This is a genomic window from Pseudomonas sp. S36, from assembly GCF_016647875.1.
Classification (GTDB): domain Bacteria; phylum Pseudomonadota; class Gammaproteobacteria; order Pseudomonadales; family Pseudomonadaceae; genus Aquipseudomonas; species Aquipseudomonas parafulva.
This window is the reverse complement of sequence record NZ_JACVVG010000002.1, coordinates 44,178-57,576: the sequence shown is the minus strand read 5'-3', so window position 1 is coordinate 57,576 and position 13,399 is coordinate 44,178. Positions and strand designations below refer to the sequence as shown.

The following is a 13,399-nucleotide window of genomic DNA, read 5'->3' as shown; positions in this document are numbered from 1 at the left end:
AGTCAGATTTTCAGGGCGTTGGCCAGGCGCAACATGGCGGCTTCGATCTCGTAGGCGGTCAGTGAGGAATAGCCCAGCAGCCAACCCTGCTGCTTCGGCTCGCCCACGTACAGGCCGCTGAGGCCGGACAGCTGAACACCGGCAGTGGCGGCCTGGCGGATGGTCTTTTCCTCGGACCAGCCGGCCTTGAGCAGGCAGGGGATCTGCAGCCCGCCTGGCGGCAGTTCGGCGGTGACCACTGCACTGAGGTACTTGCCGATGGCGTCGAACATGATCGACCGACGCCCGGCATACAGCTTGCGCATGGCCCGCACATGGGCGTTGTAATGGCCGTCCTCCATGAAGCGCGCCAAGGTCAGCTGCAGTGTCTGCGGGGTGTGGCCGTCCATCATGCTGCGTGCGTAGGCGAAGGGTTTGACCAGCTCGTTGGGCAGCACCATGTAGCCCATGCGCAGGCCGGGGTAGAGGGTCTTGCTGAAGGTGCCGATGTAAAGCGTGCGCTGGTACTTGTCCAGGCCCTGCACGCAGGCTGTGGGTTGCCCGTCGTAGTGGAACTCGCTGTCGTAGTCATCTTCGATGATCCACTTGCCTTTCTGCGCCGCCCAGTTGATCAGCTCAAGGCGCCGCTCCAGCGGCAACGTCGCGCCGGTGGGGTACTGGTGTGACGGTGTGACGTACACGCAACTGGCACCGCTGCGGTCGTCGTGCAGCAGGTCGGTGCGGATACCCCGTTCGTCCACGTCGATGGGCAGTACCCTGGTTTCGGCAATCTGGAACGCCTTGCGTGCGCCATAGTAGCCGGGGTTTTCCAGCAGGATCGGCTTGCCAGCGTCCACCAGCAACTGTGCGCACAGGTACAACGCCTGGCGGGTGCTGCTGAGCACCAGCACTTGGTCGGGCGAGCACTTGGCGCCGCGCTCAAGGTTCAGGTAGGTGGCAATGGCCTTGCGCAGGGGCTCGGCCCCTTGAGGGTCGCCGTGCAGCAGCACGCTGGCGCGGTAGTCCTTGACCACCTGGCGTTGCAAGCGCTCCCACACGTCGGTGGGGAAGCTGCGGGTTTCTGGCAGGCCGGTGGCAAAGGCCTTGATCACTTGCTGGTCACGCACGCCACCGGTGTCGAGGATCATCCGCCCGCGCTGGCTGAGGCCTGCGCCAGGGTCCGTGACGCTGCGCCGAACCTCCTGCGCCTTCAGGCGGCGAGGGTTGGCACCGCGCAGTTCCATGCCCAAGGTGTCGCAGACGTAGCTGCCAGCGCCTTCACGGCGCACCACGAAGCCGTCCCGGTGCAGCTGTACGTAGGCGTTTTCGACGGTGTCGCGGGCACAGCCTAGGGATTTGGACAGCACCCGGGTAGACGGCAACTTCAAGCCTGGGCTCAGGGCCCCGTCCAGAATCAGCGCACGCAAGGCCCGCTGGATGCGTTGATGCAGGTCCAGCAGCTGAAACTCGGCGTCGTTCAGCCGCATCTTCAGCGTTTCCAGCTCGAAGGTCTTTGCCATGTGGTCTGCTCTGTATCCTTGAACTGGCCGGTAGTAGCAGGCCAGTCTACCCTTAGACTCTGGCCCTCGCCACTCCAGGCCCGGCCTGGTCACCGCTTGCACAGGAGCCCCTTCGACATGGCACGATCACACAACTTCAGTGCAGGGCCCACCGCCGTGCCGCTGGAAGTGCTCACCCAGGCGCACGACGAGTTTTTCGACTTTGCCGGCACCGGCATGTCGGTGATGGAAATCAGCCACCGCTCGCCGCTGTTCACTGCCGTGGCAGAAGAGGCAGAGCAGGACCTGCGCGAACTGCTCGAGGTGCCTGCCGCCTACCGCGTGCTGTTCCTGCAGGGCGGCGCCTCGCTGCAATTTGCGCAGGTGCCGATGAACCTGGCAGGTGAAAGGGGCACGGCAGACTACGTGCACACCGGCCTGTGGTCGGGCAAGGCCATCGAGGCGGCGCGGCGCTACTGCGACGTACGCGTGGTTGCCAGTGCCAAGGCCAGCGGCTTCGACCACATTCCCCAGCCTGCACACTGGCAGCTCAATGCCAACGCCGCCTACCTGCACTACACCGAAAACGAGACCGTGCATGGCGTGCAGTTCAGCGACCCGCCGGCGAGCGCCGCGCCGCTGGTGTGCGATGCCTGTTCCAGCCTGCTGTCCAAGCCGATCGACATCGCCAGGCACGGACTGGTGTACGCCGCAGCCCAGAAGAACATGGGGGTGGCTGGGCTGACAGTGGTGATCGTTGACCCGGCGCTGCTGCAGCGTGCCCATGCGTTTACCCCGGACATTCTCAACTATGCGCGTATCAGCGATGCGCGCTCGATGCTCAATACCCCGGCCACCTACCCGTGGTACCTCACCGGCCTGACGCTCAAGTGGATCAAGCGCAGCGGCGGCTTGCACGCCTTGCATCAGCGCAACCAGACCAAGGCGAGCCTGCTGTACAGCGTGATCGATGCCAGTGAAGGGTTTTACCGCAACCCGGTGCAGGCGCCGTATCGCTCCATCAACAACGTGCCGTTCCGCCTGGCCGACCCGGTGCTGGAAGCGGCCTTTCTGCGCCAGGCCGAGGAGGCCGGCCTGCACGGCCTCAAAGGCCACGCCAGCGTGGGCGGCCTGCGCGCCAGCCTGTACAACGCCGTGTCGGTGGACGCGGTGGCTGCCTTGTGCGCGTTCATGCAGGCGTTTGCGCGCCGTCAGGGTTGATGCACCTGAAAAGTGGTCTGGTCTGCCGCTTTGAAGTGTAGGGGTAAAGCCTGCCAATCAATGGCTATAAATAACCGCCCAGCGTGGCCGGATACATCGTCTAGCAAGGAGCCAAGACCTATGTCATCTACTCAACCTCTCTCGTCCCTGCGCCTGCGGGACCTGCTGCACCCGGTCGTCGCCGGGCTCATCTCGGTGATCGTCAATTATGGGGGCACCTTCATCCTGGTCTTCCAGGCCGCCAAGGTGGCCGGGCTAAGCCCCGAGCTGACGGCATCGTGGGTGTGGTCGGTGTCGATCGGGGTGGGGGTGACCGGCCTGTTCCTCAGCTGGGTGAGCCGTGAGCCGATCATCACCGCCTGGTCGACCCCCGCAGCAGCCTTTCTGATCGTTGCCCTGGCGACCACGCCTTATGCGCAGGCGGTGGGGGCGTACATGATTTCGGCAGCCGCGTTCGTGGTGCTGGGCGTATCGGGTTACTTCGAAAAGGCCGTGCGGTTGATCCCCCCGGGGGTAGCGGCTGGCTTGCTGGGTGGCATCCTGCTGCAGTTCGGTATCGGTGCGTTTGCCAGCATGAGCGTCGACCCGGTACTGGTCGGTGTGCTGATCGGCGCCTACATCGTGTTCAAACGCTTCAGTGCGCGCTATGCGGTGGTCGGCATCCTGGTGTTGGGGCTTGTGTTCCTGGTGATGCAGGCGCGGGTGGATTTTTCTGGCCTGGCACTGGAGTTTGCGACGCCGGTGTTCACCCGGCCCGAGTTTTCGCTCAATGCGCTGTTGAGCGTGGCGTTGCCGTTGTTCCTGATCACCCTCACCGGGCAGTACATGCCGGGCATGCTGGTGTTGCGCAATGATGGGTTCAACACCAGTGCCAACCCGATCCTTGGCGTGACGGGGCTGGGCTCGCTGCTGATGGCGCCGTTCGGCTCGCACGCGTTCAATATCGCAGCCATCACGGCGGCCATCTGCACGGGCAAGGAAGCCTCCGAAGACCCGTCCAAGCGTTGGATCGCAGGGGTAGCCGCCGGCATCTTCTACATTCTGGTGGGTGTTTTCGGTGTCACGCTGGCAGCGGTGTTCATGGCGTTCCCGGCCACCTTCATCACCACCCTGGCGGGGCTGGCACTGCTGGGCACCATTGGCGGGAGCCTGGCCAATGCCATGGCCGATGTGAAAGCCCGCGAAGCGTCCCTGATCACCTTTCTGGCCTGCGCGGCCAACATTACCCTGCTCGGGATTGGCGGTGCCTTCTGGGGCCTGGTGATCGGCCTGGTGGCCTACGCCGTGCTCAACGGCAAGCTGCCACGGCGGGGCAAAACCCCTATCGCCCAGCCAGAGCACGTTGCAGTCCCCAGCAAAGGAGCAACCCATTGATGACCCCGCACGCCGAAGACCTCACGACCTTGCATGAGCGCCACGGCCGTTACCCACAGGCCAACAGCGTGGAAGACTTCCGCCGCAACCTGGCAGCGGTGCAGCAACGCATTGCCCACGCGTGCCAGCGGGTTGGCCGCGACCCGGCCAGCGTACGCCTATTGCCGGTCAGCAAGACCTTCGATGAAGCCCACCTGCGCCTGGCATATGCCGCTGGCTGCCGGCTGCTGGGCGAAAACAAGGTGCAGGAGGCGCAGCGCAAGTGGGAAGCCATGGCCGACCTGCAAGACCTGCAATGGTCGGTGATTGGCCATCTGCAGACCAACAAGGCCAAGCAGGTGGCGCGTTTTGCCAGCGAGTTCCAGGCTCTGGACAGCCTGCGCGTGGCCGAGGCGCTGGACCGTCGCCTGCGTATCGAAGGCCGGGAAATGGACGTGTTCGTGCAGGTGAACACCTCGGGTGAGGCCAGCAAGTACGGCCTGGTGCCGGATGACGTGGCAGCGTTTTTACAGGCGCTGCCCGCCTTCCCTACCTTACGGGTGCGCGGGCTGATGACCCTGGCGCTGTTTTCTGCCGACGTTACCCGCGTGCGGCCCTGCTTCGTGCGCCTGCGGGAGTTGCGCGACCGGCTGCTGCCAAGCGCCCCGGCAGGTGTGTCGCTGCAGGAGCTGTCGATGGGCATGTCAGGGGACTTCGAAGTCGCCATCGAGGAGGGCGCGACGGTGGTTAGGGTTGGCCAGGCGATCTTCGGCGCGCGCGCCATGCCCGATGCGTATTACTGGCCGACCGCCGATGCACGCCCGCTTGTAGATGACACGGTAGCGGCCACCGCCAGCCATTGATCCCCCTGTTAAGGAAAACCCGCAATGTCCGCTGCACTTGCTTACCTCATGAATACCTCTGCCCGGCAGCCGGTTGCCTTCAGCCGTGGCCAGGGCGCCTTGTTGTGGGACTCGGAGGGCGTGGAGTACCTGGATGCCATCGCCGGTGTGGCGGTGACCAGCCTGGGGCATGCCAACCCGGAAATCGCGGCGGCCATCGCCGAGCAGGCCGGCGTGCTGCTGCACACCACCAACATGTTCCGCATTCCGTGGCAGGAACAGCTGGGCGAGCGGTTATGCCGGCTCTCGGGCATGCAGCGGGCCTTCTTCTGCAACTCTGGCGCGGAAGCCAACGAAGCGGCGCTGAAGCTGGCGCGCCTGCACGGCAACGCCCGCCAGGTGGCGCAACCCCAGGTGCTGGTGATGGAAAACAGTTTTCACGGGCGTACCCTGGCCACGCTGGCCGCCACCGGTAACCCGGCTGTGCAGCGTGGCTTCGAGCCCTTGATGCCGGGCTTCATCCGTGTGCCTTACGACGACATCGACGCCGTGCGCCAGGTAGCGGCGCAATCGCCCAATGTGGTGGCGGTACTGGTCGAGCCGGTGCAGGGTGAAGGGGGCGTGCACGCGGCCTCCTTGGGCTACCTGCAGGCCCTGCGCCAGGTGTGTGACGAGCACGACTGGCTGATGATGATCGATGAAGTGCAGACCGGCCTGGGCCGCACTGGCACCTGGTTCGGCTTCCAGCACGCGGGTATCGAACCGGACGTGATCACCCTGGCCAAGGCCTTGGGCAACGGCTTCCCCATTGGTGCCTGCCTGGCACGTGGCAAGGCGGCCGAGTTGTTCTCGCCGGGCCACCACGCCTCCACCTTCGGGGGCAACCCGCTGGCATGCCGGGTGGGTTGCACGGTGCTCGACATCATGCAGCGCGACCACCTGCCGCAACGTGCCGCCGCTTCGGGCCGCCGCCTGTTGGCCGCGTTGAAGCTGGCGCTGGGCAGCCACCCGCAGGTGGTGTCCATCCGTGGGTTGGGCCTGATGGTCGGGATCGAACTCGACCACCCCTGTGCCGACCTGGTCAACAAAGCCCGTGACGAGCAACGCATGCTGATCACCGTGACCCGGGGCAACACCGTGCGCCTGTTGCCGCCCCTGATCTGCGACGACGCACAGATCGACGATATCGCCGCGCGCATGGCGCGCTTGTTGTCCCCTCAAGCCTGAATACCCGTAAAGGACCTACGCACATGTACGACGCCTCGCTTACCCTCAACGCTTTCGATCCCGAACTGAACAAAGCCATTCACAATGAAGTGCATCGCCAGGAAGACCATATCGAGCTGATCGCCTCGGAAAACTACGCCAGCCCCCTGGTGATGCAGATCCAGAGCACGGTGCTGACCAACAAGTACGCCGAAGGCTACCCGGGCAAGCGCTACTACAGCGGTTGCGAATACGTCGATGTGGCCGAGCAACTGGCCATCGACCGGGTCAAGGCCCTGTTCAAGTGTGACTACGCCAACGTGCAACCCCACGCTGGCGCCCAGGCCAATGCGGCGGTGTTCCTGGCGTTGATCAGCCCGGGTGACACGGTGATGGGCATGAACCTGGCCCAGGGCGGCCACCTTACCCACGGTAACCCGGCCAACTTTTCCGGCCGCCACTACAACATCGTGCCCTACGGCCTGGACCCTGAAACCGGGCTGCTGGACTACGACGAGATGGAGCGCATCGCACTGCGCACCCGCCCCAAGATGCTGATCGGCGGTTTCTCGGCCTATTCGCGTTACAAGGACTGGGCGCGCATGCGCACCATCGCTGACAAGGTCGGGGCGATTTTCTGGGTGGACATGGCCCACGTTGCCGGCCTGGTGGCTGCCGGTGAATACCCGGACCCGCTGCCCCATGCCCACGTGGTCACCAGCACCACCCACAAGACCCTGCGCGGGCCACGGGGTGGCTTGATCCTGTCCAAAGGCCAGGATGAAGCCTTCTACAAAAAGCTCGACTCTGCGGTGTTCCCGGGCGTCCAGGGCGGCCCCCTGATGCACCAGATCGCCGCCAAGGCGGTGGCATTCAAAGAGGCACTGTCGCCTGAGTTCAGCACTTACCAGGCCAAGGTGGTGACCAATGCGCGGGCCATGGCCAAGGTGCTGCAGGCGCGGGGGTACAAGATTGTGTCGGGCGGCACCGACAACCACATGATGCTGATCGACCTGTCTGCCAAGCCCTACACCGGCAAGGAAGCCGATGCGGCCCTGAGCAGTGCCTATATCACTGCCAACAAGAACTCGGTACCCAACGACCCGCGCTCGCCGTTCGTGACCTCCGGTTTGCGTATCGGCACCCCGGCGGTGACTACCCGTGGTTTCGACGTCGAGGCTTGCGAGCAGGTGGCTGGCTGGTTGTGCGATGTGCTGGATGCCCTGGAAAGCGGTCGCAGTGAAGAGGTGGGCCACCATGTGCGTGAACAGGTGGTTGCCTTGTGCCGTCGTCACCCGGTGTATGGCTGAACCGGCTGCCGGCGAGGGGCCGCCAGGCGGCCCCACAATCCCTGCTCTGCACAGGCCCTACCGCGCCTGAGTCACCCGGTCCACCAGATAAACCAGGCTGTGGTAATCGATGCCGCTGTGGGTCGATAGCCCGATCTCGCAGGTGCGGCTGGTGGAAATGCCTTCACCACAATACTGCACGGCGTCCTTGAGGCTGCGCAGGGAGTGGGCATTGAGTTCAGGTGTGGTGAAGCCCTTGTCGCCGGCAAAACCACAGCAATGAATGCCTTCTGGTATCACCACCTGTTTGCTGCAAAGCCGGGCCAGGTCGATCAGTGCCTGGCTCTCGCCCAGGTGCTGGGTACTGCAGGTGACATGCACGGCGACGGGGGCGTCCTGGGGGGTGAACGCCAGGCGGTCTACCAGGTGCGTGCGGATGAAGCGTACCGGGTCGTACAGGTCCAGGCGCGATTCCCCCAGGTCCTGCACCAGGCGCAAGGTGCAGGGGCTGGTGTCGCAGTAGATCGGGTCCAGGCCGCCACGGCTGGCGTGCAGCAGGGCGTTGATCAATTCCTGGCGCTTGTGTTCGGCCTGTTCCGGGTAGCCTTTGGACGCGAACGGCTGGCCGCAGCACAGGCTGTCGGCATTGTCGGGGAACACCACTTGGTAGCCGGCCTTTTCCAGCAGGGCGCGGGTCTTGTCCAGCAGCGGGGTTTGCTCCTGGTCGGCGAAGGCCGGGCCCATCACCCGTGAAACACACGCGGCCAGGTACACCACCCGCGGGCGGGCGTCGTTGCTGGCCGGGCCCAGGCTGAACGCGCGCAAGGGCTGCGGCATGGCCGGGGTCCATTGCGGCAAACGGCCCTGGCTGGCTTTGCTCAGCGAGGCGCTCAGGCGGCGCAGCCGGGGGGCGCCCAGCAGCTTGCGCGCAGTGTTGGCGGCAAGCAGGGTGAGGCGGGCGCCGCTCAGGGCGGTGTGAAAATGCTCGGCCAGCCAGTCGGCGGCCTTGCGGTGGTCTGCGGCCTGGCTGCGCAGTTTCTTCACCAGCTCACCGGTGTTGATACCCACCGGGCAGCGCTGGGCGCACAGGCCGGTGGCGGCGCAGGTGTCGATGCCCTGGTACTGGAAGGTTTCGCGCAACTGGCGGGTATCCAGCCCTGCGCGTTGCCTGGCCTGGATGTCCCGCCACATCACGATGCGCTGGCGCGGGCTGAGGGTCAGGCCTTTGGAGGGGCACACCGGCTCGCAGAAACCACACTCGATGCACTTGTCGACGATCGCGTCGGCGGCAGGTAGCGGCTTGAGGTTTTTCAGGTGGATGCTTGGGTCTTCACTCAGCACCACGTCGGGGTTGAGGATGCCGTTTGGGTCCAGCAGGCGCTTGAGCTGCCACATCAGCTGGTAGGCGTCCTGGCCCCATTCCAGCTCGACGAAGGGCGCCATGTTGCGGCCAGTGCCGTGCTCGGCCTTGAGCGAGCCGCCAAACTCCACCGCCACCAGTTGCGCCACGTCGTCCATGAACGCCTGGTAGCGGGCCACTTCTTCGGAACTGTTGAAGCCCTGGGTGAAGACGAAGTGCAGGTTGCCTTCCAGGGCATGGCCAAAAATGATCGCTTCGTCGTAACAGTGCTTGTCGAACAGCTGGATCAGCCGGTTAACGCCTTCTGCGAGCTGCTCGACGGGGAACGTCACGTCTTCGATGATCACGGTGGTGCCGGTCTGGCGCACGGCGCCGACGGCGGGGAAGGTGTCCTTGCGGATTTTCCACAGCTGGTTGTACACCGCCGGGTCTTCACTGAAGTTCACCTGCTGCTCCAGGGGGAACTCGGCGATCGAAGCCATCACCTGCTGCAGTTGTTCATGCAGCAGGCTCTGGCTGGCGGCACGGGACTCGATCAGCAGGGCGCAGGCGTTGGCTGACAGGCCCTTTACCCACAGCGGCATGCCTGGCATGCCCTGCACCGAGCGCAGGCTGCGGCGGTCGAGCAACTCCACGGCCGATACTGGCTGGCGCTTGAGAATAGGCACAGCGTGGCAGCAGCTCTCGACACTGGGGAACACCAGCAGGGCGCTGGCTTTGTGCGGGTGGTCGGGCACGGTGTTGTAGGTGACCGCACTGATGAAGCCCAAGGTGCCTTCAGACCCCACCAGCAGGTGCTGCAGGATGTCCAGCGGCTGGTCGTAATCCACCAGCGCATTGAGTGACAGACCGGTGGTGTTCTTCAGCCGGTATTTGTGGCGGATGCGCTCGGCCAGCGCTGTGTTGGCGCGGGTTTCCCGGCCCAGGCGGGCGAGTGCCTCCAGCAGCGGTGCGTGGCTTTGCTCGAAGGCGGCGATGCTGGTGGGGTCTTCGCTGTCCAGGCGCGTGCCGTCGGCCAGCACCAGGCGCAGGCCGGCCAGGGTGTGGTAGGTGTTCTGAGCCGTGCCGCAGCACATGCCACTGGCGTTGTTGGCGACGATGCCGCCGATTTTGCAGGCATTGATCGACGCCGGGTCGGGGCCGATCTTGCGGCCGAACGGCGCCAGCCAGGCATTGGCCTGGGCACCGATTACACCCGGCTGCAGGCGGATCTGCTCGCCGTGGCCACGGATTTCGCGGCCATTCCAGTTGTCGCCCAGCACGATCAGCACCGAGTCGCTGATGGCCTGGCCCGACAGGCTGGTGCCGGCGGCACGGAAGGTGACCGGCACGCGGTCGCGCTGGGCCAACCGCATAAGGCCCACCACTTCATCCTCGGACTCCACCCGTACCACCAGTTTGGGGATCAGGCGGTAGAAGCTGGCATCGGTGCCGAAGGCCAGGGTGGCGGTGGGGTCGTCGAAACGGCGCTCGGCCGGTATCAGGCGCTCGGCATCTCGCAGAAACGCAGCGGGCAGGCTCATGCAGTCTCCTCGCGGGGCCGCGGCATCGGGTGCGCCGCGTGCCCCGTTATTCAGGCGGTGTGTCGGCAGGCGCTCAGGCGCCCAGTTCGCGCACCAGCGAGTCGCGGGTGATCTCGCTGATGGACTTGGTACCGGTCAGCACCATGGCGACGCGCATTTCCTTCTCGAACAGCTCCAGCAGGTTCTTCACCCCGGCCTGGCCGTGCACGGCCAGTGCATACAGGAAGGCGCGGCCGATCAGCACGGTGTCGGCGCCCAGGGCGATCATGCGCACCACGTCCAGGCCACTGCGGATGCCCGAATCGGCCAGGATCTTCAGGTCACCTTTCACGGCGTCGGCGATGGCCGGCAGCGCACGGGCGCTGGACAGCACGCCATCAAGCTGGCGGCCGCCGTGGTTGGAGACCACGATGCCATCGGCACCGAACTTGACTGCGTCGCGCGCATCGTCGGCGTCCAGGATGCCCTTGATGATCATCGGGCCGTCCCAGAATTCGCGGATCCATTCCAGGTCACGCCAGGATATGGACGGGTCGAAGTTGTTGGCCAGCCAGCCGATGTAGTCGGCCAGACCTGTTGGGTTGCCACGGTAGGCAGAGATGTTGCCCAGGTCGTGCGGGCGGCCCATCACGCCGACGTCCCATGCCCACTCGGGGTGGGTCATGGCTTGCAGCACGCGGCGCAGCGGGCCGTTTCTGCCGCTCATGCCCGAGTGGGCATCGCGGTAGCGGGCGCCGGGGGTGGGCATGTCGACGGTGAACACCAAGGTGCGCACGCCAGCGGCCTTGGCACGCTCCAGGGCGTTGCGCATGAAGCCACGGTCCTTGAGTACATACAGCTGGAACCACATGGGCCGGTCGATGGCCGGGGCCACTTCTTCGATCGGGCACACAGACACCGTGGACATCGTGAACGGAATGCCGTGGGCCGCTGCGGCGCGGGCAGCTTGCACCTCGCCACGGCGAGCGTACATGCCGGTGAGCCCGACCGGGGCCAAGGCCACGGGCATGCTCAGGGTTTCACCGAACAGCTCGGTTTGCAGGCTGAGTTCGGACATGTTCTTCAGCACGCGTTGACGCAAAGCAATGCTGGCCAGGTCCGAAACGTTGTGGCGCAGGGTGTGCTCGGCGTAGGCGCCGCCGTCGGCATAGTGGAACAGAAACGGCGGCAGCTTGCGTTGCGCGGCGGCGCGGTAGTCGGTAGAGGCAGAAATGATCATGGGCTCTCGCAGCGTGGCTTGTGAGGTTTGCCGGGCGCACCAGGCGCCCGGCCCCTTTCACTTTAGTGATGAACCAGCATGCCGGTCAGCCAGTAGGCCTGCACCAGGGTGATCAGGCCGACGATAGTGGCGAAGAACAGGCTGTGCTTGACGGTGAAGCGGAACAGGTCGGACTCCTTGCCTACCAGGCCGGTGGCGGCGCAGGCCACGGCGATGGACTGTGGCGAGATCATCTTGCCGGTCACGCCGCCGCTGGTGTTGGCGGCCACCAGCAGGGTGTCGTTGACCCCGATCTGGTGCGCGGTGGTGGCCTGCAGCGAGCTGAACAGGGCATTGGACGAGGTGTCCGAGCCGGTCAGGAATACGCCCAGCCAGCCCAGGAACGGCGAGAAGAACGGGAACGCTGCGCCAGTGCCGGCCAGTACCAGGGCCATGGTCGACGACATGCCCGAATAGTTGGTGACGAAGGCGAAGGCCAGCACCATGCCGATGGACAGGATCGGCCAGCGCAGCTCCCACAAGGTTTCCTTGAAAGTGGTAAGACCAGTTTTCGGGCTGATCTTCAGCACCGCCATGGAGATCAGCGCTGACAGGAAGATCGCCGTGCCGGTGGCCGAAATCGGGTCGAGCTTGAACACCGCCGGCATGGGCGTGGCGGCTGCGACGATGGGCGCGGTCTTGATCACCAGCTGGTCAAGGTGCGGGATGGCGAAGTTGAATACGAAGTTGTACATCGCGCCGCCCGGTGCGAATGCCGCCTTGAACGGCTTCAGGGTCCAGATCGTGACCAGCACGGTAAGGATCAGGAACGGCGACCAGGCCTTGAAGATTTCGCCCAGGCTGTAAGGGCTTGGCTGGCTGCCGGTGGACTGCACCACGGCAGCGCCAACGCTGCCATCTGCCTGGACCATTGCGCGTTTGGGTTGCCATACCTTCAGGAACAGGGTCAGGGCGATCAGGCTGGCCAGGGCCGAGGTGATGTCCGGCAGTTCGGGGCCAATGAAGTTGGAGGTGAAGTACTGGGTAACGGCGAAGCTCAGGCCGGCCACCAGGGCGGCAGGCCAGGTTTCCTTGACGCCGCGCAGGCCATCCATCATGAACACCAGCCAGAACGGTACGAACAGCGACAGCAGTGGCAGTTGGCGGCCGGTCATGGCGCCGATATGGAAGGCGTCGATGCCGGTGACCTGCCCGGCCACGATAATCGGGATACCCAGGGCGCCGAACGCTACGGGTGCGGTGTTGGCGATCAGGCACAGGCCGGCGGCGTACAGCGGGTTGAAACCCAGGCCCACCAGCAGGGCGGCCGTGATGGCCACCGGTGCGCCGAAGCCCGCCGCGCCCTCGAGAAAGGCCCCGAAGCAAAAGCCGATCAGCAGCACCTGCAGGCGCTGGTCGTCGGTGATCGACAGCACCGAGCTGCGGATCACTTCGAACTGGCCGCTCTTGACCGTGAGTTTGTACAGGAACACCGCGGCAACGATGATCCAGGCAATCGGCCAGAGGCCGTAGAGGAAGCCATACCCCGCAGCAGCCAGGGCCATGTCGACGGGCATGTGGAAGGCGAAGATCGCCACCAGAATCGACAGTGCGAGCGTGATGCTGCCGGCCACGTGGCCTTTGAGGCGGAACACGGCCAGGGCAAGGAAGAAGAATACGATCGGGATGACCGCCGCCAGTGCGGACAAGCCAAGACTGCCCAGCGGGCTGTAGATTTGTTGCCAGGTTTGCATATGGGGTGGCCCCTAATTGTTGTTGGTTTCGCACTGGCCTTGGTTAATTGGTAATACCAATTTACAACGGCTGGTCGCTAGGTTAAAAGCGTGCTCAGGGGTGTGTCAATTTGTCCGATGCAAAACTTTGGTCGAGTGCCGATGAGCGGGCTGTTGATCCGGCGCAGAAAACCGC

9 protein-coding genes are annotated in these 13,399 nt (G+C 64.8%); 5 read left to right on the top strand and 4 right to left on the bottom strand.

What is annotated here, in order from left to right; all coding sequences use genetic code 11:
• Positions 1-2: 2 nt before the first annotated feature.
• Positions 3-1,499: a MocR-like pyridoxine biosynthesis transcription factor PdxR gene (gene pdxR, locus IAE36_RS01310; protein ID WP_201209795.1), complete on the bottom strand. Its 1,497-nt coding sequence runs from the start codon at positions 1,497-1,499 to the stop codon at positions 3-5.
• 117 nt (positions 1,500-1,616) lie between these two features.
• On the opposite strand from pdxR, the gene serC reads away from it, so the two are divergent.
• The 5 genes from serC to glyA all read left to right on the top strand — a co-directional run bounded on the left by serC (position 1,617) and on the right by glyA (position 7,410).
• Positions 1,617-2,699, top strand: a complete 1,083-nt coding sequence (gene serC, locus IAE36_RS01305; RefSeq protein WP_201209793.1) for a 3-phosphoserine/phosphohydroxythreonine transaminase — start codon at positions 1,617-1,619, stop codon at positions 2,697-2,699.
• 120 nt (positions 2,700-2,819) lie between these two features.
• Positions 2,820-4,073 (top strand): benzoate/H(+) symporter BenE family transporter, encoded by a 1,254-nt coding sequence (locus IAE36_RS01300; RefSeq protein WP_201209791.1) that lies wholly within the window; start codon positions 2,820-2,822, stop codon positions 4,071-4,073.
• A complete protein-coding gene (locus tag IAE36_RS01295; protein WP_201209789.1) occupies positions 4,073-4,915 on the top strand; it encodes a YggS family pyridoxal phosphate-dependent enzyme in 843 nt (280 codons plus the stop codon). The genes IAE36_RS01300 and IAE36_RS01295 overlap by 1 nt, the downstream gene beginning before the upstream one ends.
• 24 nt (positions 4,916-4,939) lie before the next feature.
• Complete coding sequence (locus IAE36_RS01290; protein WP_028632648.1) at positions 4,940-6,121, top strand: aspartate aminotransferase family protein; 1,182 nt, start codon at positions 4,940-4,942, stop codon at positions 6,119-6,121.
• 23 nt (positions 6,122-6,144) lie between these two features.
• Complete coding sequence (glyA, locus tag IAE36_RS01285) at positions 6,145-7,410, top strand: serine hydroxymethyltransferase (protein WP_060481632.1); 1,266 nt, start codon at positions 6,145-6,147, stop codon at positions 7,408-7,410.
• 57 nt (positions 7,411-7,467) lie between these two features.
• Here glyA and IAE36_RS01280 read toward each other — a convergent pair whose 3' ends face one another.
• From IAE36_RS01280 to IAE36_RS01270, 3 genes are all read right to left on the bottom strand, one after another.
• On the bottom strand, positions 7,468-10,272 hold the full coding sequence (locus tag IAE36_RS01280) for an FAD-binding and (Fe-S)-binding domain-containing protein (protein WP_201209788.1): 2,805 nt from the start codon (positions 10,270-10,272) through the stop codon (positions 7,468-7,470).
• A gap of 73 nt (positions 10,273-10,345) precedes the next feature.
• Positions 10,346-11,491 (bottom strand): FMN-dependent L-lactate dehydrogenase LldD, encoded by a 1,146-nt coding sequence (gene lldD, locus IAE36_RS01275; RefSeq protein ID WP_028632645.1) that lies wholly within the window; start codon positions 11,489-11,491, stop codon positions 10,346-10,348.
• A gap of 62 nt (positions 11,492-11,553) precedes the next feature.
• Positions 11,554-13,224, bottom strand: coding sequence for a lactate permease LctP family transporter (locus IAE36_RS01270; RefSeq protein ID WP_201209786.1), 1,671 nt, complete (start codon positions 13,222-13,224; stop codon positions 11,554-11,556).
• Between the last annotated feature and the right edge of the window lie 175 nt (positions 13,225-13,399).

Coding starts and splice junctions, on each gene's coding strand:
- pdxR (WP_201209795.1), bottom strand. CDS start 1,499: ATGGCAAAGACCTTCGAGCTGGAAACGCTGAAGATGCGGCTGAACGAC.
- serC (WP_201209793.1), top strand. CDS start 1,617: ATGGCACGATCACACAACTTCAGTGCAGGGCCCACCGCCGTGCCGCTG.
- IAE36_RS01300 (WP_201209791.1), top strand. CDS start 2,820: ATGTCATCTACTCAACCTCTCTCGTCCCTGCGCCTGCGGGACCTGCTG.
- IAE36_RS01295 (WP_201209789.1), top strand. CDS start 4,073: ATGACCCCGCACGCCGAAGACCTCACGACCTTGCATGAGCGCCACGGC.
- IAE36_RS01290 (WP_028632648.1), top strand. CDS start 4,940: ATGTCCGCTGCACTTGCTTACCTCATGAATACCTCTGCCCGGCAGCCG.
- glyA (WP_060481632.1), top strand. CDS start 6,145: ATGTACGACGCCTCGCTTACCCTCAACGCTTTCGATCCCGAACTGAAC.
- IAE36_RS01280 (WP_201209788.1), bottom strand. CDS start 10,272: ATGAGCCTGCCCGCTGCGTTTCTGCGAGATGCCGAGCGCCTGATACCG.
- lldD (WP_028632645.1), bottom strand. CDS start 11,491: ATGATCATTTCTGCCTCTACCGACTACCGCGCCGCCGCGCAACGCAAG.
- IAE36_RS01270 (WP_201209786.1), bottom strand. CDS start 13,224: ATGCAAACCTGGCAACAAATCTACAGCCCGCTGGGCAGTCTTGGCTTG.